The sequence below is a fragment of the Paenibacillus phyllosphaerae genome (assembly GCF_014192105.1).
GTDB lineage: Bacteria > Bacillota > Bacilli > Paenibacillales > Paenibacillaceae > Paenibacillus_Z > Paenibacillus_Z phyllosphaerae.
The window spans coordinates 240405-262510 of the sequence record NZ_JACHXK010000008.1 but is presented as its reverse complement, the minus strand read 5'-3'; the positions used below and the strand labels follow the sequence as shown (position 1 = coordinate 262510).

Genomic DNA, 22106 nt, shown 5'->3' with positions numbered 1-22106 from the left:
TGAAGAAAACAACCTCCGTCAAAGTTCTTAGTGATAACTTCGACAGAGACTGCTGGAAAACCTTGTTAGCTAATTGGTCAGTCGTAGAAAAAAAACCATCAAAACCAACTTCACGATCCCGATGCCGAAGGACGTTCTTGAAGGAGCCGGCGCTTCGAACACGATCAGTTTCAGCGCCGAGAAAGTCAAAACCAAGATCGATGTGTCACGCGCCGATCAGCATTTCCGATTTGACATCTCCGTCCGGATGGGCCTTAACCTGACCGAAATTTTATTCCCGCTCGATGTCGTTGCGGCGAAGGAAGAATTGGAGACCGCCTGCAGCAATGAAATCAGGCGGCAGCTGACTGCGCTGGTTGCCAAATTTCAGAAAAACCAATTGGATCCCGTCGGTTTCGGCGATTACGCACGTGCGCATCAATATGCGGCATTCCTGAAAGTACAAGATCAATGGGGCCAGTCGTTCAGCCAGGCGGACATCCATATCAACGTAAAAGCTACGCTTGCGGATATCGGGGCTATTGAGTAAGACGATGAATTGTCGGAGTCTTCCAAGCAGATTCTAAATCTCGCTAACGGATCATAGTAATCTAGTATCAACAAAGGGTTCTTCCTGCCTAAATGGAGGTGCTGCGTATATCGATTACTAGTCAGGATGATCCAGCCATTATCGTAACCAAGAACTCGAATAAGGCCATTGCGGTTCTTGGCGACTCGATCACCTATACGGTGTCCGTCGCCAACAACACCGGCATGAATAATGCGGGTAATGTCGTGCTAACCGATTCCCTCCCGGAGGGACTTGCCTATGTTGACGACAGCGTAACGATTAACGGTCTATCAAGGCCTTCCGGCGATATTACGTGGGGCGTGCCGCTTGGCTCCGTGAACGCGAACAGCACGGTTATTGTTACATTTCAGGCCGTCGTTACATCCATACCCGCGAATTACATGCTGTCCAATATAGCACACGCCGCATTTACGTACCTTAGCCCGGGCAACGGCAATCCGATTGCAGCCGTCGTTCCGTCCAATACCGTAACGACGACGGTATATGCGCCAATTCTATCCCTTTCGTACCGAGCAGATCGCTCGACGGCTGTTATGGGCAGCACGCTTACCTATAGCGCGCTCATCGCCAATTCGGGCAACGTCGCCGCTGACGTCGTGCTGCTCGACGCCATTCCGGATGGCGGTTCTTACGTGGCAGGTTCGTTCCGGGTCAATGATGTCGTTATTCCGGATGCCAATCCCGAGGCTGGCGTGCCGCTCGGTACCGTCGCTCCGAATACGACGGCAACGGCGACATTCAGCGTGCTTGTGAATTCGCTTCCTTCGCCTCCGCAACTCGTCAATCAAGTCGTCGCTGACTATACGTTCTCGGTATCCGGGGACAGGACGATCTCCGGGACGGTGACTTCGAATGTACTGACGCTGCCCGTGTCTCTGCTGAGCGTATCCGCGGTCGCAAGCGCGAGCGTCGCCGATGTTGCCGTAAGCGAGACGATGACGTATACCACGGTCATTACGAACAGTCGAGCCGAGCCGCTGACGGACATTATGCTGACCGATATTCTGCCGGCGGGCACTCAATTCTTACCTGGAAGCGCAGCGGTCAACGGGGCGGCGCTCGCATCTGCTAATCCGGAATCCGGCATACCTGTTGGCACGCTCAATAGCGGCGCTATAGCGACGGTTACGCTGCAAGCCAAGGTCATGAACGTCCCGATATCGGGCTCGCTTGTCAACCAGGCTTCGATCGCTTATACGGTTGGGTCTTCCAAGGGGGCACTATCTTCGAACTCGGTCGTCACGCCGGTCTATCAGCCTGTCATATCGGTTATCAAATCGGCCGGCAGCAAAAGCGTTGTCTTAGGCGATACCTTGCTGTACACGCTGCTGGTAAGCAATTCCGGCAACCTTCCCGCAACGGTAACGCTGACGGACAATATACCACAAGGCGCGGCGCCTGTTGCCAATTCCTCACCGTGAACGGCGTGACGAAGCCTGGCGTCAATCCGGTGACAGGCATCGCTGCAGGCGCCTTAGTTCAAGGCGGGAGCCTCGTCATAACGTACCAGGTCCGGGTGCAAAGTTTCCCAACTTCCGGCACCTTGATCAGTCAGGCTGCTTTCAGCTGCTCCTATACGCTGCCGAGCGGGCGCACGCTAAGCGGAACGGGAAATTCCAATTCGGTCACGACCGCGGTTGCGCCATCCCACGTTGCGCTCTTGAAATCGGCAAGCGATGCTTTCGTCACCATCGGCGATGTGTTGACTTATACGGTGCACGTGACCAATAACGGCAATCCCGCTGTAACGAATGGCCTGCTGTTTGACTTGATGTCGCCCGGGACTGAATTCGTGGGCGGCACCGTCACCGTCAGTGGCACATCGAACCTGAGCGCGAATCCCGTAATGGGCATCACGATACCAACGTTAATCCGGAATACGTCCGTCACCGTTACGTATCAAGCGCGAATCGTATCTCTGCCGCCCGTCGGTTCCCTCGTCAATACTGCAAGCTTTACGTTCAACAATGGAACCAATGCCGGGACAAGCTATTCCAACACGGTCGTCACGCCGCTCATCGCCGCGGACATCCGGATTTCGAATCAAGCCAGTGTATCGCAAGCAACGGTAGGCGATATGTTCCCCTACTCTTTTCTTATCGGCAATTCCGGCAATACGCCGGCCACTGCCACGCTCACCGACCAGCTCTCGGAAGGGATTGTCTTCGTTGCGAACAGCGTGCTCATTAATAATGAGCCGGTTCCCGGAATCGACCCCATCTCGGGTATTCCAGTGACGATTCCGGCCGGCGGAAGCACCTTGGTCAGCTTTATGGTGGACGTAGTATCGGTTCCTGACACACGCACGCTCGTCAATCAAGCCGATATCGCCTACGTCTATAACATGCCGGACGGAGCAAGCGTAAGCGGAACGGCTGTGTCCAACACCGAGACCATAGTTGTTACCTTGCCTGATGTCGCCTTGCGCAAATCAGTCAGCCAATCGTTGGCCGTAGCCGGCGATGTCCTCGTGTTCACATCTCAGATAACCAATAACGGGATTTCCAGCATCTACAATGTCATGCTCTATGATCCGCTATCTTCCAACCTTGCTTTCATGCCCGGCAGCGTCATGATCGACGGCCTTGACCGTCCTACCGCATCTCCCGCTACCGGAATAACGCTCGGAACCGTCGCCGCAGGCGTCACGGTGTCCGTATCATTCGAGGTGATCGTTACGATGGCAGTACCTGATAGCATTACGAACCAATCGACGGTAAGTTTTACGTCGGGCAGCTTCTCCGCGACGACCGCTTCCAATACGACGGTCACGCCAGTCACACAGCCTCAAATCTCCCTTCTCAAAAGCGCCTCGACGAGCCATACGAGCGTAGGCAATACGGTCGCGTATACGCTCGTCATCTCGAATAGCGGGAATGTCGCTGCCGATGTAACGCTGACCGATCCGCTACCTTCTGGCGCTGATTTCATGGCCAACAGCGTGATCGTGAACGGCTTCCCTGTACCGAGTGCGTCCCCTATCACGGGGATCGCCATCGGAAGTCTGAACCCTGGGGCAACGGCAACCGTAAATTTTTCCGTAGTCGTAACGTCGCTGCCAGTCCCGCAATTGTTGGTCAATACAGCAACAGCCGCGTTTGCGTATTCGCTGCCGGACGGACGAAGCTTGGACGGGACGGCCTTATCCAACACGGTAAGCATTCCGGTCTCGGCACCGGATGTCGGCGTCACCTTAAGCACCGCATCGACAGCGCTTACGATCGGAGATACCGTTACGTATTCTTCCGTCATTACCAATAACGGCATCGAGACGGTAAACGATGTCGTCTTTACGTCTGCCGCGCCGAACGGCTCCGTCTTCATCGGCGGTACGGTAACGATTAATGGAATAGCTGCAGTCGGCGAGGATCCGGCTACGGGAATCGCGATCGGTTCCATTCCGCCAGGCGCCTCGGCAACGGTTTCGTTCAGCAATCGGGTTGTTGCCGTGACGCCAACCGCTACGCTCGGCATTATCGCGTCGGTAACTTTTACGTCAGGCGCTTTCTCGGGCACGGCATTATCGAATCAAGTCTCAACGCCCGTATTTCAGCCGGTTCTGACTGCTGTCAAAAGCGCGAGTGAGAACAATGCTACGGTCGGCGATACGGTCACGTATACCGTCACTGTAACGAACAGCGGCAATTACGCCTCTTTACTCACGGTCACGGATTCATTCCCCGCCGGCGTGTCTTTCGTTCCCAATAGCGTCCTCGTGAACGGCAGCCCCAGTGCCGGAACCGACCCGCTCAGCAGCATCAATGCCGGTCTGCTTGAGCCGGGCGTGACAACGACGATTCAGTTCTCCGTTATCATCGATTCGCTTCCCAATCCGCAGCAGCTTAGCAACCAAGCGGTTGCTAGCTATTCCTATACGCTGCCGGACGGACGTACTTTCACGCAATCGGAGGCTTCCAATATCGTCAGTTTCCCGGTGTCGGCTCCGAACGTATCGGCTGTCAAGAGCGCTTCATTAAGCGCGGCAGCAATTGGAGAGACGATTACCTATACAACCGTCGTGACCAACAACGGCATCGCCGCCGTCAGCAATGTTCTTCTATTGGACCTGATTCCGACCGGGACGTCATTCGGTACGGGAACGGTCACTATTGATGGCATCTCGCGTCCAGCCGACAATCCGGCGATGGGCATTCCGCTTGGATCGATCGCGCCAGGTTCCGCGGTTTCAGTTACTTTCCAAGTTCAGATCACGGCGCTTCCGAATCCGGCCGAAATAAGCAATCAGTCCTCCGTTACCTTTACGTCAGGGTCGTTCTCGGGAACTGCGTTCTCGAATACGGTCATTACGCGGGTTTATCAGCCGATTCTGTCCGCAGTCAAGACCGGCAGCACGTCGAACGCTTCCGTGGGCAGCAATCTCACCTATACGATAACGCTAACCAATGCAGGCAACTTCGGAGCGGCCGTATCGCTCACCGATCCGATTCCGGAAGGAACTTCTTTGGTGCCGAACAGCGTCATCGTCAACGGTCAGCCCGTGCCGGGCGCCGATCCATCGATTGGCGTACCGCTGGGCATCGTAATCGCGACAGCTAGCATTAGCTTCACCGTCACCGTTCAGTCGTTGCCTGCATCCCAGCAACTGTCGAACCAAGCCTCTTCCAGCTTTGCTTTTACGCTGCCCGGCAATCGGACGCTTAGTGGAACGGTCGAATCGAACATCTTGACCATCCCCGTGTCCGCGCCCAACGTCTCCGTCGTGAAATCAACGCCTCGGAGCAATGCCGTTGTCGGAGATATCGTCCCGTACACCGTGACGGTGACCAATACCGGCGTCGCCAACATTACCAACCTCGTTGTGACCGATCTGGTGCCGGCCGGCGCCGCCTTCGTGAGCGGAAGCGTCACGGTTGACGGCGTACCTCGCCTTAACGCAGTGCCGGCTAACGGCATCGCGCTCGGTACGATTGATCCGGGTAACTTGGTCACCGTTCAATTTCAATTGACGGTCGTTAGTCTGCCGGCGTCCGCGCAGTTGAGTAACCGTGCCGCGGCCAGTTTCACCTCGGGCACCTTCTCAGGCACGGCACTGTCCAACGTCGTCACGGTACCCGTCTATCAGCCGATCATTGCCCTTGCGAAAGAAGCGAACTTATCCCAAGCTACGGTGGGCGATACGATCACCTATTCGATCTATGTGACCAACGACGGCAACTGGCCTGCTGCCGTGTCCTTGACGGACGCGATCCCGCCGGGCGCTGTCTTTGTACCGAACAGCGTCATCATTAACGGAGTGCCGCAGCCAGGCGCCAATCCATCCGAGGGCATCCCGCTCGGCACGATTGCCCCCGGCGATACGGTCAGCGTAACGGTTACGCTGGAAGTTAGGATCGATACGCTGCCGGCATCGCAACAGCTTGCCAATCAAGCATTGGCCAGCTTCCTCTTCACGTCGCCGGACGGGCGAGAGCTGGGCGGTTCCGCGCAGTCGAATACGCTCATTATTCCGGTCTCCTCGCCGGATGTATCGGCCGTGAAGAGCACGACGGCGATTGACGCGGTGGTCGGGGATATCCTCACCTATACTATCGTCGTTACCAATAACGGAATCAGCCCGGTCGACCACGTCGTTCTCGTCGATCCCGATCCGCCTGGCGGCACGTTTGTGGAGGGCAGCGTAACGATTGATGGATTGGCTTATCTGACGATTCAACCAGCCAGCGGTATCCCAATAGGCACGATTGCGGCCGGAGCCTCTTCAGTCATTACTTTCCAGGTGCAAGTTGTCACGATCTAATCAGGCCATGATTCATTATTAGTAGACATACTAAACGAGGCTGTCCCATAAGTTCAATTTCACACTTGTGAACCCTTAAATAGCTCGATTTGAACAAAAAAGTGACCAAGCGGGTCCTAAACCTGCACGGTCACTTTTGCTATTTTATCTGTTGCTGCTTTCTTCAGCAGATTGTGGGCAACCGAAAGCCACCCGACCTCAAGGCACACTTCTGGCAAGCCCCCAAGCAGGAATCTTCGAAATCCTCGGTTGTTTTTGATTTTCCCAAATACACTCTCAGGTTCATGCATGCGCCGAACCTATAGGGCATAACCATCTTCGCTTTTTAGTTGTTCTCGGGCTTGCCGTTTCATACCTATGTAGTTCATGCTGACTTGTATTTCACGATCTCCCTTTGCCTTTGTACATTTTGGCTTCAGTGGACAGCTGTCGCATGTTGAGCTCCGATAATGACGAGTTTGGATCTCGAAACCGCTTTCTGTCATCGTTTTTCTTTCATAACGAAAGGTAAGTTTTTGGCCTTCTACACAGATCCAGGCATCGTTTTTTTCATCGTATGTCCAATTGTCTAATTTGCTGATATCTGTTTGCCAGGATTTGCTGTTCTCTTTGTGATAAGTGCTGTATTTAACCACCGCGTTACATGCTTCTTCATTCAGATAAGCGTAGTTTTTTTCCCTGCCATACTCCGTATCGGCGATGATGGTTCCTGGAAATTGACCAAGTGCAGCATCCACTTTTCCAAATGCGGTTTCAAGCAACGCCTGTCTGTTGGACGTTGATGAAGACTTTATCCGATGATGTGTTTGATTTTCCGTTCCGATCTGCACGTTATATCCCGGCTTCAGCTGGCCATTTCACATGTGGTCTTCTTTCATGCGCATGAAAGTCGCGTCGTGATCCGTCTTGCAGTAACTGTTATCGTGTTCCGAGAATTTGCTGCTGTTCTTCGTATTTTTGAAGGCGCGTCATCAAGGGCGTAGATGATGACTTTCATCACCATTTTGGGATATTAGCTGTCCTGGCCGCCACTTGGGAGGGCCTTAGTGAAAAGATTCATGCTTAAACGATTTATAGCATCGTTGATAACGCAAACAAGATGGTCTCGTGGAATATCTTCCTGTAGGTCCATTGGAAGGACTGCTGGTCTATGGTATATTCTTTTGCTTTTAAAATTTGAAGGTTAACCCAAAACGGAGCAGGTCAAATGATTCTGGAGAAGCGCTAGCGGTCGCCTTTGTGAGGGGATTCCCACTTTAGCCTATTCATTCAAAGAATCCCCGAACAACAGCGAGCGGAAGAACATTTGACTGCAAAGTGAATTTGGTAACCTATCCTGATTTAAAAAGAACCGGGCCGTCCCAACCGTCATCTTTGATGACTTATGGGACAGCCTCGTCTTTTATGAAGCTGCTCATTTTCCCCACACCGTCTTCCCCACATACATCCCATACACGAAGACCGTGGATATCACGATAAAATGAAAAACAAGCCAGCCCCATCTTCCATACCGAAACTGAATGCCCCGGATAGGCTTACGATCGGAGGAGCGAACGATCCTGCCCCCAATCCATTCGAAGAAAACGTAAAACAGCCACCACCACGTATACGAATCCCATAAGTCCCAGCCGAACGTCAAACGGAAAATCCGGGTGTTCTCCAGCAATGCGATTTCCGAAACGACGGCAATATGCACCATCGCCCAGTAAAAAGGGATTTTCCAGCCCCATTTGACCGGACTATACCGGATCCCTGCCACGACCGTGTATGGCACCCATGTAAACATGACCATCAGCGGAATAATAACCTGTCCATGAAACGGCCTGTCGGGGAACGCATATAATTTCATATACGCAAAGGCCCAGCACAAGGCATTCCCGATGACCCCGCTGATAAGATAGACGCTCCCGTATCTTTTCCAATCGTGCCGGCAGACGAAATAGCCGCCGATGATTCCGAGCAAGATCGGTACAGCCATTATGATATATTCATAGATCGGATATTTCATAGAAAGGCAGCCACCCTTGTGTATGCATTACAGGTAGCATGTGCTCATAAACCCATTTTATTCAAAGTCGAATATCCATTTGCTTCATCCATCGCACCAATGGGATTCACTTCGAGCTGGCAGCTATATCGGCAACCAACGGTTCAAAAAAGGTTGTGCCATCCTCCCGTTCCATTCATGCTCGCCGTCAAATACATCGTGTTCCAGCTGTTCCTCAGCGTTGTAGATCTTATAGACGTCCCTTACAAGTTCGACTTGCGGTAAGACGTTGGCCATTCCTCTCCGTCCGTTCAAATGATCGCGGCATCCGGTTTCGATTAGCAGCGGCCGTGGTGCAATCAGGGCGCCGATGTCTCCCATATCGACATACTTCCACAGATTCGGCACGAAATTACAACCGCAATTGTGAGGCATCATGAGGTGGGAATCATGAAAGCCATAGAAATACCCGCTAATAATCGCGCAACTCACTCGATCATCCAATGCCGCGAGCCATAAGGTCTGCATCCCTCCGCCGGACATACCGCCGCAGCCGATGCGAGCAGGATCGCAGTCGTCTCGCGTTGCGATATAATCGAGCAAGCGCCGCAGATCCCAAGTCATCATCCCAGCCAGCGTATAGCCCATGCTGAACGCCATGTGGTTGATAGGCGTACACGTATTGCCGAGGAAGTCCTCCATCTGATCGGACTGCTTCATCCATTCCCGACGCTCACCGGCTCCCCGGGCATCGGGGCAGAAGACGATATACCCGGCTCTAACGAGCTCAATCGCAAGCGGCTCTCCTTTGGCTTTCTCCAGCCATTCCTTTATGACGGGAATCTCGCTGACACCGGCCGTGTAATATTTGCCTGCCAAGTGACCGTGAGGATTTACAAAAGCAGGCCTTCTCTCCCCGTCCGCAATGCCATCCGGTATGAGGATATAGAATGGCATATAGACGCCCGGCTCGGTCTGAATCAGCCACTTTTCTCGTCTATACCCCTCCATTTGATCCCGTTCCAGCCGTTGCGGTTCTAAGGGACAACTCTCCATTCGATCGAGAGCGAGCAGCTCGCGCAGACGGCTGCGAACGTCGGTACGCCAGTGCGTGAACTCGTTCGACGTTCCGCCTTTCCAAGCGAGCTGCCTCCCCTCCTTGCGGAACAAGTCGGACATCCTGTCCGTAACCGTATAATAGGTCTTAATCGGATATGCGATCGCCATTTGCGCCTCATCCTCTCCTAATTTGAACGCCTTCAGGGGCTTTGATGACGGTATGGACCGAGCCGTCGCGCCGCTTTTCGTGCCTGATCTCCACAAGGCCATGTGGCGTTGGATAGGTTCCCTCAGCCCAGCTAAGATCGCCAAGATTCGGCTCGATACGAAGAACTTTGCACCCCGGCTCCTCCACGCGCACGCCGAGCACATACTCGGTCAGCCAAGCCGTTGGACCGGAAGCCCATCCATGGCAAAAGCTGTGCCGGTAGCCTTCGTAGCAGTACCCTCCGTATGTGCCGTGAACATCGATTTTCCCATCGGGCGTGATTTCGTCGATACGGCCGGCATTCTCGAGCCAATCGATATCGAAATCCTCCCAGAACGTCGTGGCTCCGAGGGACAGCATGCCGCCCCAATACTCCCTTATGCTCTGAATCGCCCCGGCAACATCGCCGGCGGCCCCCCTCGCCTTCAGAATATAGTAGCCATAGAAGGTCGAATAACCTTTGGGGGAGTTCGGCGCGATGACCGAGGCGTTCGTTTCGGCAGGATCAACGAGTCCCGTCAGGGCAAGTAACGAAGCGGCTTGCTTACTGCCGTTATGCGAAGGAACGACGGCACTGAGTCTGGCTTCATATTCATCGCACAGCTGTGCCGCATCTTCTTCATTCAGCCAGCGGCAGAGCTTGCCGCCGATACGGAATGCCCAAATAAACAACGCATGTACGCCCGCTTTCACCCCTTCGGGGTTCGAAGAGGACGGCCAATCGAGGAATGGGAAGGGAATGTCGATTGTATCGTCTTCTTGGATCACTTGCGTCAGTTGTCGCAGCAATGCGGTCAGATAGCCGCGCTGCTCCTCCAGGTAAGCCAAGTCGCCGTTTTGCATATACCAGTCATGATGGATGATGATCCACCAGATCGAGTAGGTCGGCATGGTCATCCATTGCGGCAGTGGATAGCGGTCACGCTTGAAATCCAGACTCCTCGGAACGATGTCATGATTGCCGAATACGGTCTGAATAACCGATGTCTCCGGATGCATGTCTCCCGTCCAGACTAGCCGATCCCGCTTGATTCCATCCCATAGGTAATCCTGCATATTCAGATGAACCGTGTACGCGCCGGTCAGCCAAATATCGTTCAATAGTTGGTCGTCGCAATGAAAGCTTCCTTGATATTCGATATCCCGGTAGAGAAAGACGGCCCGGACGCTGCGAAGCTCCAAGTACCGTTGTTGGTCCATGAGATCGATTCGAACGAAACGGAAGCCGCTATTCCCGATCTCGGTCGCCCCCAAATAACTGACCTCGATGATCTGGTCCCGCATGGCGTGCGCATTCGTTGCGTTGCGATCTCCACCAATATCGCTCATCGCTTCCATGACCGACTCGCCGAACCGAACCCGGAGTTTGGCGACCCGCTCCGGATGGTTGCCTTGCCATACGCTAATTTGCACGCCGCCATGTAGCTCGATGCCAAAATCCAGCAAGATCCCCGCCGGCGAACCTTGATTGCGCATCACGAAAGGGTTGACTGCCGACAGCGAAGATTGACCATCCAATCCCGTAAGCAGCACTTGTTCGTTCTCGATCGCGCCCGCTTCTTCCGATTGCCAGACAATTCGCACCGGGTCGACATAGCGCCTCGTTCTTGGATCCTGCTCCCCTCGAATCGTATCCAATGGACTCTTCACGTAATCCCTTCTTCCCTCGTTTTTTCGCTTCGTCGTATCATTATCCTTTGACTGCCCCGATGACGATCCCCTTCGTGAAGTACTTTTGCAGGAACGGGTACAGGAAGAGGATCGGAACCATCGCAATGAAGATTTGCGCTGCTTTCAACGTTACGCCGTTAACGGATGTTGCCTCATTGGCTTGCTCTATGGATGTGATGTCTTGCTCTTGAATGACGGTATACAGGAAGGTCTGCAAGGGATAATTCTTGTTGTCGTTCATATAGATCAAGCCGTCATACCACGAATTCCAGTGCATGACGAAGCTGAACAGCACGATCGTCGCGATGACGGGCTTAGATAATGGCAGGATCAGCTTCCACCAGCTCACCCAATACGATGCCCCGTCGACGTAGGCGGCTTCTTCGATTTCCCGAGGCAGCATCTTCATGAAGTTCATGACGAGGATGATATTGAAGATCGGTACGGCGGAAGGCAGCACCAAAGCCCAGATCGAATCGATCAGTCCCAGCGTTTTGATCAGCAAGTAATTCGGCACTAAGCCGGCATTGAACAACATGACGAATACAAGCATCCACATATAGACGTTGCGCCCGGGCAGTTCTTTGGAAGTCTTAGAGAGCGGATACCCCATCAGGAGCGTCAACGTCGTGTTTAGGGCAACGCCCAGCACCGTTCTTTCGACGGATATGCCGAATGAAGTCAGGAACGAAGCTTTGGAGACGAGCACGGAATAGGAAGACATCGTAAATTCGATCGGCCATAGCACGACTTCGTTAGCGGCGGCTGGTCCTGCGCTGCTGAGCGAAACGGCGACGATATGCAGGACAGGAAACAAGCATAACGCTGCGGCGATCCCGAGAAAACAATAATTGGCAACCGTGAAGATCAAGGTGCCCGCGGAGCGCGTTGACGTTGGCATTCGCGTCACCTCCTAGAAGATCGTGTAGTCGGAATATTTTTTGGCGATCAGATAGCTGGTCACGATTAAGACAAACCCAACGACTGACTTTAACAAACCGATTGCCGTGCCCAAGCTATAGTTGGCTTCTACGATCGCCAGTCTGTAGACGTAAGTATCGATAATGTCGGAGCTGGACCACACGAGCGGATTATACATATTGAACACCTGATCGAATCCGGCATCCAAGATACCGCCCAGGCTGAGCGTAAGTACGAGCAAGATGATCGGACTGAGACCTGGAAGCGTAATATGCCAAATCTGCTTGAAGCGATTAGCCCCATCGATTCTCGCCGATTCGTACAAGGAATCGTCGATCCCCGTAATGGCGGCCAAATAGATGATCGTCGAGTAACCGAAGTTCTTCCAAACGTCGGTCGCGATCAGCAATTTAATGAAATGCCCCGGCTCACCCATGAAGAAGATTGGGGAAATGCCGAATAGACCTAAGGCCTTGTTGACGATGCCTGTCTGCGAGAACAGATCGATGAATATGCCGGATAGGATAACCCAAGACAGAAAGTGCGGCAAGTAGATCATCGTCTGCACGGTTCGTTTGAAGACCGCCTTACGAACCTCGTTGATCAAGATGGCGACGATGATCGGAATCGGGAAGTTGAATACGATTTTGAGAAAAGCAATCTTCAGCGTATTCCAGAACACCTGCATCGAATCCGGCAGGTCCATCATGTACGCAAATGTCTCTAAACCGACCCAATCCGATCCGAAGATTCCCTTGGTCGGTATGAAATCCTTGAATGCCAATACGATACCCGGCATGGGCCCGTACATGAACACGAGGACCAGCAAGATACCGGGCATCATCATGACATGCAATTGCCACGATCGCCCTAACTTTGCGCCTCTCATTCCCGCTCACCTGCTTTCATAAGAAAGAAAAAGGGGCATACGATGCCGTTTGCCCCCTGGTAGAGGTTACTCTTGCTCGAATGCTATCATTTCGCTTGCGATCTTACTTCCGCCGAGTTTGTTGAACGTCTCGACAAAATCGCCGAATTCCTCTAATGGACGCGCGCCCATGATGAATGCGATATAGGCTTCTGTCTTCTCCTTGTTAAGAATGGATTCCGTCTTCGACAATGTTTCCGTCGGCGGCCCGCTATAATCCGGATAACGCACGCTCTCATACTCCGTCTTCAGATACGCTTCCAGATAGGTTTTCTTCCAACCCCAGCCGTCAATGCCTTCCTGGAACATCCGTTTGTAGTCCGCCCGTTTGGCCGCTGGCCCTTCCTTGTCCCCTTTCTCGTAGGCTTCCTTAAATATAGGTCCCCAGTTGATATTGCCGGCGATCTGCAGCGGCATCCAGTTATTTAATCCTTTGTTCGCGTATTTCGGGTCGCTGGCAACCTTTTCATATCCCTGCTGGAAAGAGGTCGGACCATCCTTTACGAGCCATGGCGCGCCGTAACCGTCGGAGATGTAGTTCATCATGGTCACCAACGCTTCAGGATGCTCGAATCCTTTTTTCACGTAAACCCAGCCGTATGCGTTATAAGGCGCGCCTGGGATAAAGGAGCCTTGACCTTCAGCCGCGGGAACGGAGAGCGCTTCCCATTCGGCGTTCGGATTGTTCTTGACCGAATCGACGAGCGGAGAGAGCGGAGAGAAGAAGAGCCCGAAGTAGATGCCGATTTTATTCGAAGCGATGAATTCATTCGCTTTGCCCGCATCCTTAATCGCGAACTCTTTATCGATCGCGCCCATATCATATAGTCGGTTCAACCGTTCCAGGATCGGCTTGGCCTTCGGATCCGTCGAACCGTTGTAATAATTGCCGTCCTGATCCTTGAGCCACATGTTGGACAGGCTGATGGAGGTATCGGGATATACGCCGTAGGCATTGAAAATGTAGTTCAAGCTATTCAGATCTTTATTCATGTACAGGCCGAGCGTATCTTGCGCGCCGTTGCCGTCCGGATCGCCGGTCGTGAATTTCTCCGCCATGTCCAGCACTTGATCCATCGTCGTCGGTTCGGGCAGGCCCAGCTTCTCCCGCCAGTCTTTGCGAATATAGAGAACCGGCATATAGTCATAAATCGTTGTAGGAGCAGGTAACGCATAGATTTTGCCATCGCGCATCGCCGGTGCGAACAGCTTCTTATCATTCTGTTCGAGCACTTCTCTCAAATTGTCGGAAGCGTACTTCTCGTATACCTCCGTCAAATCCTCTACCATATCGCCGCGAATCAGCTGATTCAGCTTCGATTGATTCACGATCGCGAAATCAGGGATGTCATGGCTCGTGATGGCAAGCTGAAGTTTATCTTCCTTCGAGCTCGGCGTCGTGACGATTTTTGCCTTGACGTCGATGCCCATTTCGTCCAGGAACAATTGATGCATCGGATTGTTCTCCGCATTATCGCCAGCCGGGAACGTATTCGCCTCATCGATGGCGTACAGCGTCGACATCTCGATGGGAGGATTGAACTTCTTGAATGGATTTGCTTCTTCCGAAGTCTCAGGCGCCGGCGCCGTTGTTGCCGCTTGCTCCTGCTTCTCGTTATCCTCGCTAGGCGTAGCAGTGGGGTCAGAACATCCCGAGATCACCACCGCGAGAAGGTTGACGCTCATTGCCATTGCAAGCCACTTTTTCAATGTTACCCCTCCTTCGTCTCTGTTACTTCTTCATTATAGAAAGCGCTTGCATACGCGAGTAGAAAAAACTCTTTACTTTGTGGAAATATATTTACGTCATTGTTCCAAGCCGATTTGGATCCGATATTCATGCGGTGACATGCCATACGTCTTGCGGAATACTTTGGCAAAATAGTTGGGATTGCGATAACCGGCAAGCTCCGCGACTTCATACACTTTGAGCATGTGATCTTCGAGCATGTTCTTGGCCGCGGCCATCTTCGTCCGCTCGATATAATGGCTCAGCTGTTCCCCCGACTGCTGATGGAAGATACGGGATAAGTACGATGGATTAACGTAGAACTTCCCGGCCAGTGCTTCCAAGGAGAGATCCTTGTTCAAATTATTCGCGATGAACGTCTGGACGTTGCGCAGGAAGCCTTCATCGGTCACACGCTTCGGCAGTGCCTCCTCCGCAGGGACTGAACTTCTATTCCCGGCGATTCGATCCGGATTCATCTCCGCCTCGTGAATCTCGATGGAACGCTTCACGGCCTCGATCAGTTCCTCGTCCTCTGCCGGCTTAAGCAAGTAATCGAACGCTCGCCCTAGCAGTGCACGCTTGGCGTATTCGAAATCGGCATATCCGGTCAGAAAAATGAAGATGACGTGCTGCCAATGCTCTCGAATGCGATCTTGCAAGTCCAATCCGCTCATTCCGGGCATCCGGATATCGGAAAGGACGATGTCCACGGGCTCTGTTCGGCATCGCTCCAGTGCCTGGCTGGCCGAGTATGCCGTGTTGACGCTGACAAGCGGGAGTTGACTGTCGCGGAACAAGTCGGCTAGGCCGTCTGCAATATTTTCTTCGTCGTCAACGATCAGTAGATGGTACATTCGTTATTCTCCTCTCTTGCTTAAAGACTTGGGGAACCGGAACGATACCAGCGTCCCCGTCCCATCCAGACGCGGACCGATCGATAGGCTGGCTTCCTCCCCGAATCGGTATTGAAGACGCCACTTAATATTCCATAGCCCGAAGTGCTCCGTCTCGTTCTCCGTTTCTTCTAACAGCTTGCGGATATGATCCAGGTCCCCTTCCTTGATACCGGGTCCGTTGTCCGAGACCTCGACGCGCAGCTGATCATCATCGTCCATCATTCGAATATGAATGTGCGTCTGCCCTTCTTGCTGCTCGAGCCCATGAATGAGCGCATTCTCGACCAGCGGTTGTAAGATAAGCCCAGGGACTTGATAGTCGCTTACATCCATAGGACAGTCGATGCTGAAGCTGAGCCGGCTCGGATACCGAATCTTCTGAATTTCCAGATAGTTCAAGGTGTATTTGACTTCCTCCGCCAGCGTAACGTCCTTGTCGCTCGAATACGTGACAAAACGGAAATAATCCCCCAGAAACTTGAAGAGTTTGGCCACGTTCTCGACCTGGCCGGATTTCGCCATTCGATATCCGTTATAGAAACAGTTGTATAGGAAATGCGGATTGATCTGCGACTGCAAGTTTCGGAGCTGCGCGCGCTGATATTGGATTTTTTTCTCGAGTACCTCTTGGATAAGGTTCTGCAGCTGGTCTGACATGCGGTTGAACTGTTTGTACACGTAGCCGAATTCATCGTTCTTCCGAAGCGCCAATCTTCCGCCATAGTTGCCTCGTTCAACCTCCTTCATGGAGCGGACAAGAAGCGCGAGCGGCGTCTGGATCTGGTGGTTGATGAACAAGGAGAATGCGATAATGATGACAACGATCAAGCAGCTTAGCGCCCAGAACCATTGTTGAAGGGAGTAGAAGGCGCCTAACACCTGCGCTTTGGAAGCGTAGAATCCGATCGTGAACAGTTGATCCTTGGATTGGGTCTCTTGCACGACCAGATCACTTGCATGATCGGCGCCGCTTTCGATTCGCGCAACCGTCCCTTTCTCTTCTACCGACAAACTTTGGGGGGATAACAGCGTATTCTGCAGCCTGTCCTTGACGTAGACGTGATATTCGGGATTTCCTTGATGGATTCTAAGCGATTCGACGATTTGGGACTGGGATATTTCGACGCCAAGAACAAAATCATGGCCCGCGCTGAAATAGACCAGCTTGTCTCCGTACAAAAAACGATTCGTCGTGCTTTTTTGCAATTCTCCGAGGTATGCGCGCTCCTTCTCCTGTATGTGATTAAAGCCATCAATGACGCTCGCCACTTCCCCTGGTTCGGGAAGGATCATGAAGACATCGGTAATATAATCGCTTGAGAACTGGAGAATTTTCAACTTGCTCATCAGTAAATCGAAGGTGATTACGTTCGGATAGGAGAATTCGCTGTTGCGTTGCAACGCGTATTCGGCTAGATCGGTATCCATGCTAAGCGAGACCATCATCTGATTGACATTCGATAGCTCCTCTTCCAGAAAGCTAGCGAAAAAGAACATCTTCTCCTCCATCGACTGGTTTGTTTTCTCTAGCACGATCTTGGCTCCGTACCAGGTAACCGCAAGTCCGATCGTCTCAACAGGAATCCCAATGATCAAAAAACCGGCTAGCAATTTGACAAAGACGCGGTGCCTAATCAATTTAAGCATATCCGGACCTCCCGTTCCCTCAGTCAGCGCATAGCTAGATCGTATATTCACCTCTGCTGGAAGACAATCACAATATCGTGCTTTACGATAGGATAATATTGATTTTTCCATCACAAATAGGCCAACCAGATTGCTCCGGTTGACCTATTCCAACGCTATTCTTATTGCAGACTTTCAGCTAGCTCGGTGAAGATGACGCCGAGCGCATAAGCGCCGGCATCCGGGTAGCCCAGGCTCCGCTCGCCTACTGTGCCGGCGCGCCCCATCCGCGCAACGATCTGCTCCGTCGATTTTGCCCCGTCAACGGCGGCTTGCGCTCCCATGCGGAAAGCCGTCTTCATGTCGGCATTCTCCTCCGCGCACGCAGACCAACGATCCGCGCATGGAACCAAGGCATCGATAAGCGTCTTGTCGCCGACGACGGCTCCTCTGCCGAACGAACGCTCGCCGGTCGCTTGAATGCCTTGAACGGCAGCCTGCATCATCTCCGCGAATTCGGCTACCGTTAACTCGGTACGATCTCCTGCGGCACGCCCAGCCGCACGGAATGCCGAGCCCCAGATCGGACCCGATGCGCCGCCGCAATGCTCCATAATGATGAGGGAGCAGGCACGCAGGAACTCGCCGATCGAAGAAGTGTGCTGCGTCGATAGCTCTCTCCACTCTCTCTTCAGCTGGCGGAATCCTTTGGCGACGCTCATGCCGAAGTCGCCGTCTCCCGCATGGGCATCCAATTCGCAGAACGGTACTTCGTTACGGATGATGATCTCGCCCATTTTGTCGATCACGTAAACCATGTTCTGCAGCGTAAACTTGTTCCCTTGAATCACGGCATGGGAACGGTCCGTCTCGACCTCGAACGTTACGTGCTGTTCCTCGCTTCCCGCGCTTGGGAGGTCCTGGAAAGGAACATGGTCAGCAGGACCGGACACCTTGAACGCCGGCGTGTCGCTCTCGCGGGAGAGCAGCGTGCGCAGTTCATCGTCCAGCTTCATCATCGATATGGAGAGGCCTGCCATATCGATGCTGGTCATGTAATTCCCGACGAACACGCGGTTTACCTTGATGTTTCTCGCAGCCAGTTCCCGTGCCGCCGCATGGTGGAAGAGATACAATTCTTGTAACGGCGTTCCGCCGAAACCGTTGATCAATAACGCGATCTCGCCCGGGTTCGTCTCGCTAAGCTTCAAATCGCGTAGAAGGTCGTTCACCATTCTGGCGGCGAGCGTGTTCGCATCCGTCATTTTCTCGCGCCGGATGCCGGGTTCACCGTGAATGCCGACGCCGTACTCGATCTCGTCTTCGCCGAGTTCGAATGTCGGCGTGCCTTTCGCCGGAACCGTACAGGATGTCAAGGCGACCCCGATGCTGCGTACATTCGCCGCGGCTTTCTCCGCCGCTGCCTTGACCTCGGCGAGACTGCGCCCTTCTTCCGCTGCCGCTCCCGCGATTTTGTGCACGAGTACGGTGCCCGCTACGCCGCGACGTCCGACTGTGTATAAGCTATCTTCGACCGCGATGTCGTCGTCTACCTTCACATAGTCGATCAGCAGTCCGTCTTCCGAAGCCAGATGAGCGGCGTTCCGGAAATTCATGATGTCCCCGCTGTAATTTTTAATGATGAGCAGCGCGCCCTTGCTTCCTGTCGTCTCGCGGATCGCCTGGTACACTTGAATCTGGGACGGAGACGCGAATACGTCGCCGCACACGGCCGCATCCAGCATTCCTTTGCCGACGAAGCCGGCGTGAGCGGGCTCATGCCCGCTTCCGCCGCCGCTGATCAGCGTAACTTTCTCCGGATTTAGCTGTTTCCTCTTGATCACTTTATACTTCGGCAGAAACTCCAGTTCAGGATGCGCGAGCGCGATGCCGCTGCACATCTCCATCACTAGGCTTTCCGGACGGTTGATGAGCTTCTTCATTACGATTTCGCCCCCGCTTTATAATCTCTGCCGATGCGGTCGGCGGTCGCGATCGCCGCGGCCACCTGATCGACCGTAATCGGGAAAGGCATGGCGTGGATGGATTCTTCCGGGATACACGCTTTAACGGCGACTTCCCTCAACTCTTCCGCGCTGATCTGATCGACGCCGATATCCGACAAGCAGACAGGCAGTCCGACGGATAGACAGAAGTCGAGCACTTGATTCAGTTCTTCCGTTGGCGCATTCTCCAGCACCAGCTGCGCGATCGTGCCGAACGCAACCTTTTCCCCGTGGTAATAATGGTGCGTTCCTTCGAGGATCGTAAGTCCGTCATGGATCGCATGCGCAGCCGCCAAGCCTCCGCTCTCGAAGCCAAGGCCCGATAAGAGAATGTTCGTTTCCACGATGTTTTCCAGCGCTTGGGTAACCTGGTTTTCCTCGCAAGCGGCCTTCGCCTTTGCGCCCTCTTTAAGCAAAGTTTCATAGCACAGCGTAGCGAGCGCCATAGCTGCATTCGTTCCTACTGCCGGCGGGCACTTGCCTTCTCTTACTCCGCTTGGCAATCCCGCATTGACTTTGGAGAACGAACGAGCAGTCGCGCGAGCCTCGAAATACGTGGATAACGCATCCCCCATCCCCGCGACAAGGAAGCGCGCAGGAGCTTTGGCAATTACGGTCGTATCCACGAGCACGACGCTAGGACTTTGCTTGAAATAAGCGTAGTCATCGAATGCGCCTTCAGGCGTGTAGAGCACGGCCGAATGGCTTGTCGGGGCATCCGTAGCGGCAATGGTCGGGCAGATAATTAGCGCTTCGCCTTGCGCGACGCACTTGGCCGCATCGATCGCTTTGCCGCCGCCTAGGCCGATGATGCAATCGCAGTTGTTCTCGCTTGCGATACTTTGCAATCTAGCGACTTCCTGTCTCGAACACTCGCCCTTAAAATCGCTTTCAACTAGCGTAATGCCGAATGTTTCGGAAGTTGCGTCGAGCATATCCTTTACCCGGGCTACGTCATCGCGATGCGCGATCAAGAGCGCCGAAGTTCCGAACGTTCGTACGAAATAGCCTAGATTCAACAATTCGTTCTCGCCTTGCACATATTTACTGGGGCTGATAAATGCTTTTCTCATAATTGAAGCCTCCATTAAGGGTGATTTTATAGTCCCCCTTACTATAGCCCAACAAGCAAAGCTTTACATCGGAGGAATCGAGCAATATATTATAATTTAGAATCATACTTTTTTGCACAGTATGCTGCCAATCGTACTATTTTGCACTCATAGATTGAATTATTCTTGAAGGAATGAACATATATGATACGTGAACATTTCAGCATTCATAAAGTATTCGATATGGAGAAGTGGGAGAAGCTCCAGGATTCGCTTGCCGCAGCCACCAAACTCGCCATCCTCACCGTCGATTACAAAGGAATCCCCGTAACCAGCCACAGCGGCTGCCAGTCCTTCTGCCACAAGGTGCGTCAAGACAGCGAGTTGCTGCCGTTCTGTCAAAAATGCGATTCGCGCGGCGGTCTGGAAGCGGCACGCTCCAATGCGCCATATATCTACCTTTGTCACTATAATATTGTGGACATTGCCGTTCCTATTATCATCGACGACAAATATATCGGTGCCGTCATGGCCGGGCAAGTACGCCTGTCCGATCCGGCTAGCGCCTCCGAGCTGGAACAGATTCTTTCGTCGAAGAATCAAAAACTGTACAGCGCCAAATGGGAAGAACTGAAGGACCATTACGCCGACTTGCCGACGATGACGTTAAAAGAAATTCAGACCGTCTCCAATATGCTGTCGCTGCTATGCAATTACATCGTCGAGGAAGCCATGAACAAGAACCTGGTCGTCGAGATGTTCGATAAGGCTTCAGCCGCGCACGACGTTCCGAGATTATCCGATATCGTTCCAGGCTATTCGTTGAAGAATATCGAGAATTTGAAGAAAGAAATGAGCAATGTCTTGGCTCATGCTTATGTGAACGCGACGCGAGAAGAGGAAGTGTCCTGCAGGAATCCGGTGCTGAAACCCGCCTTCGACTATATCTTCACGCATAAGAACGAGGCGATATCGCTCCAGACATTGGCCGATCTTTGCCATATCAGCCCAAGTTATTTCAGCAAATTGTTCGCTAAGGAAACAGGCGAGAACTTCTCGAATTATATCGCCCGATTGAAGATCAAATGGGCCAAGCAGCTGCTCGAAGAGACCCAGATTCCGGTATCGGAGATCAGCACCGAACTCGGATTTAACGAGCCCGGCTACTTCATCAAGACGTTCAAAAAATACGAAGGGACAACCCCTGCCGTCTATCGGAGATATTATAAGGACTAACTGGAAAAATCTACATGAATAATGCGCGGTATATGAACGCGATAAGGTTGGCATATTACCATTAATCTCACATAAGGAGTTGGATAGAATGGCTAACAACAGAAGCAGCAACAGCCTCGTAGTGCCGCAAGCGACCGCAGCATTGGACCAAATGAAGTACGAAGTTGCACGTGAGCTTGGTATTCAAATTCCTGCAGATGGCTACTATGGCAATATGGCGACGCGCGATGCCGGATCCCTCGGCGGTTACATTACGCGCAAGCTGGTCCAGATTGCTGAACAGCAACTGGCTGGCCGTTTCTAGGACGAAGCGTACCCGATTGGTACCCTTTACGATAGCAAGCCCAATGAGCGCTCCTTAATAAGGGGCGCTCATTTTTGTAAACGCGATGCATGTAGAAAACAGGCATTCGTCCTCGTGCATCTGTCCATACCCGTAAAATGCCTGCATCATA

General features: G+C 52.9%; 15 protein-coding genes and 1 pseudogene. 5 read left to right on the top strand and 11 right to left on the bottom strand.

Annotation, left to right across the window (positions count from 1 at the left end):
* Nucleotides 1-73 precede the first annotated feature (73 nt).
* The 3 genes from FHS18_RS18750 to FHS18_RS18740 all read left to right on the top strand — a co-directional run bounded on the left by FHS18_RS18750 (nt 74) and on the right by FHS18_RS18740 (nt 6329).
* Nucleotides 74-529, top strand: a complete 456-nt coding sequence (locus FHS18_RS18750; protein ID WP_183601625.1) for a Ger(x)C family spore germination C-terminal domain-containing protein — start codon at nt 74-76, stop codon at nt 527-529.
* A gap of 92 nt (nt 530-621) precedes the next feature.
* Nucleotides 622-1992 carry a DUF11 domain-containing protein gene (locus FHS18_RS18745; RefSeq protein WP_183601624.1) on the top strand — a complete coding sequence of 457 codons (1371 nt, stop codon included), beginning with the start codon at nt 622-624 and terminating at the stop codon, nt 1990-1992.
* Between the two features lie 5 nt (nt 1993-1997).
* Nucleotides 1998-6329 carry a DUF7507 domain-containing protein gene (locus FHS18_RS18740; protein ID WP_183601623.1) on the top strand — a complete coding sequence of 1444 codons (4332 nt, stop codon included), beginning with the start codon at nt 1998-2000 and terminating at the stop codon, nt 6327-6329.
* Between the two features lie 116 nt (nt 6330-6445).
* Here the strand turns inward: FHS18_RS18740 and FHS18_RS34450 are convergent.
* The 11 genes and pseudogenes from FHS18_RS34450 to FHS18_RS18685 form a co-directional block, all read right to left on the bottom strand.
* A pseudogene (locus tag FHS18_RS34450) lies at nt 6446-6964 on the bottom strand (transposase).
* 779 nt (nt 6965-7743) lie between these two features.
* Nucleotides 7744-8337, bottom strand: a complete 594-nt coding sequence (locus FHS18_RS18730; RefSeq protein WP_183601622.1) for a CBO0543 family protein — start codon at nt 8335-8337, stop codon at nt 7744-7746.
* Between the two features lie 123 nt (nt 8338-8460).
* Nucleotides 8461-9543: an alpha/beta fold hydrolase gene (locus FHS18_RS18725; protein WP_183601621.1), complete on the bottom strand. Its 1083-nt coding sequence runs from the start codon at nt 9541-9543 to the stop codon at nt 8461-8463.
* Nucleotides 9544-9550: 7 nt separating this feature from the next.
* Entirely contained in the window at nt 9551-11233 is a 1683-nt protein-coding gene (locus FHS18_RS18720; RefSeq protein WP_183601620.1) for an alpha-L-rhamnosidase-related protein, read from the bottom strand.
* A gap of 40 nt (nt 11234-11273) precedes the next feature.
* Nucleotides 11274-12155, bottom strand: a complete 882-nt coding sequence (locus tag FHS18_RS18715) for a carbohydrate ABC transporter permease (protein WP_183601619.1) — start codon at nt 12153-12155, stop codon at nt 11274-11276.
* A gap of 12 nt (nt 12156-12167) precedes the next feature.
* A complete protein-coding gene (locus tag FHS18_RS18710) occupies nt 12168-13064 on the bottom strand; it encodes an ABC transporter permease (protein ID WP_183601618.1) in 897 nt (298 codons plus the stop codon).
* Between the two features lie 66 nt (nt 13065-13130).
* Nucleotides 13131-14813, bottom strand: a complete 1683-nt coding sequence (locus FHS18_RS18705; RefSeq protein ID WP_183601617.1) for a type 2 periplasmic-binding domain-containing protein — start codon at nt 14811-14813, stop codon at nt 13131-13133.
* A 96-nt stretch (nt 14814-14909) separates the two neighbouring features.
* Nucleotides 14910-15689: a response regulator transcription factor gene (locus tag FHS18_RS18700; RefSeq protein ID WP_183601616.1), complete on the bottom strand. Its 780-nt coding sequence runs from the start codon at nt 15687-15689 to the stop codon at nt 14910-14912.
* A gap of 3 nt (nt 15690-15692) precedes the next feature.
* Entirely contained in the window at nt 15693-17378 is a 1686-nt protein-coding gene (locus FHS18_RS18695) for a histidine kinase (protein WP_183601615.1), read from the bottom strand.
* A gap of 161 nt (nt 17379-17539) precedes the next feature.
* Nucleotides 17540-19300 (bottom strand): dihydroxyacetone kinase subunit DhaK, encoded by a 1761-nt coding sequence (gene dhaK, locus FHS18_RS18690; protein WP_183601614.1) that lies wholly within the window; start codon nt 19298-19300, stop codon nt 17540-17542.
* Nucleotides 19300-20436 (bottom strand): glycerol dehydrogenase, encoded by a 1137-nt coding sequence (locus FHS18_RS18685; protein ID WP_183601613.1) that lies wholly within the window; start codon nt 20434-20436, stop codon nt 19300-19302. Before FHS18_RS18685 ends, dhaK begins: the two co-directional genes overlap by 1 nt.
* A 183-nt stretch (nt 20437-20619) precedes the next feature.
* Between FHS18_RS18685 and FHS18_RS18680 the strand changes: the two genes are divergently transcribed.
* Complete coding sequence (locus FHS18_RS18680; RefSeq protein ID WP_183601612.1) at nt 20620-21651, top strand: PocR ligand-binding domain-containing protein; 1032 nt, start codon at nt 20620-20622, stop codon at nt 21649-21651.
* An 88-nt stretch (nt 21652-21739) separates the two neighbouring features.
* Nucleotides 21740-21955: an alpha/beta-type small acid-soluble spore protein gene (locus tag FHS18_RS18675; RefSeq protein ID WP_183601611.1), complete on the top strand. Its 216-nt coding sequence runs from the start codon at nt 21740-21742 to the stop codon at nt 21953-21955.
* The last annotated feature ends 151 nt before the right edge of the window (nt 21956-22106 follow it).

Bases quoted from the DNA above. Each gene is read 5' to 3' on its own strand.
- FHS18_RS18725 (WP_183601621.1), bottom strand. From the start codon at position 9,543: ATGGCGATCGCATATCCGATTAAGACCTATTATACGGTTACGGACAGG.
- FHS18_RS18680 (WP_183601612.1), top strand. From the start codon at position 20,620: ATGATACGTGAACATTTCAGCATTCATAAAGTATTCGATATGGAGAAG.
- FHS18_RS18715 (WP_183601619.1), bottom strand. From the start codon at position 12,155: ATGCCAACGTCAACGCGCTCCGCGGGCACCTTGATCTTCACGGTTGCC.
- FHS18_RS18745 (WP_183601624.1), top strand. From the start codon at position 622: ATGGAGGTGCTGCGTATATCGATTACTAGTCAGGATGATCCAGCCATT.
- FHS18_RS18710 (WP_183601618.1), bottom strand. From the start codon at position 13,064: ATGAGAGGCGCAAAGTTAGGGCGATCGTGGCAATTGCATGTCATGATG.
- FHS18_RS18675 (WP_183601611.1), top strand. From the start codon at position 21,740: ATGGCTAACAACAGAAGCAGCAACAGCCTCGTAGTGCCGCAAGCGACC.
- dhaK (WP_183601614.1), bottom strand. From the start codon at position 19,300: ATGAAGAAGCTCATCAACCGTCCGGAAAGCCTAGTGATGGAGATGTGC.
- FHS18_RS18730 (WP_183601622.1), bottom strand. From the start codon at position 8,337: ATGAAATATCCGATCTATGAATATATCATAATGGCTGTACCGATCTTG.
- FHS18_RS18700 (WP_183601616.1), bottom strand. From the start codon at position 15,689: ATGTACCATCTACTGATCGTTGACGACGAAGAAAATATTGCAGACGGC.
- FHS18_RS18695 (WP_183601615.1), bottom strand. From the start codon at position 17,378: ATGCTTAAATTGATTAGGCACCGCGTCTTTGTCAAATTGCTAGCCGGT.
- FHS18_RS18685 (WP_183601613.1), bottom strand. From the start codon at position 20,436: ATGAGAAAAGCATTTATCAGCCCCAGTAAATATGTGCAAGGCGAGAAC.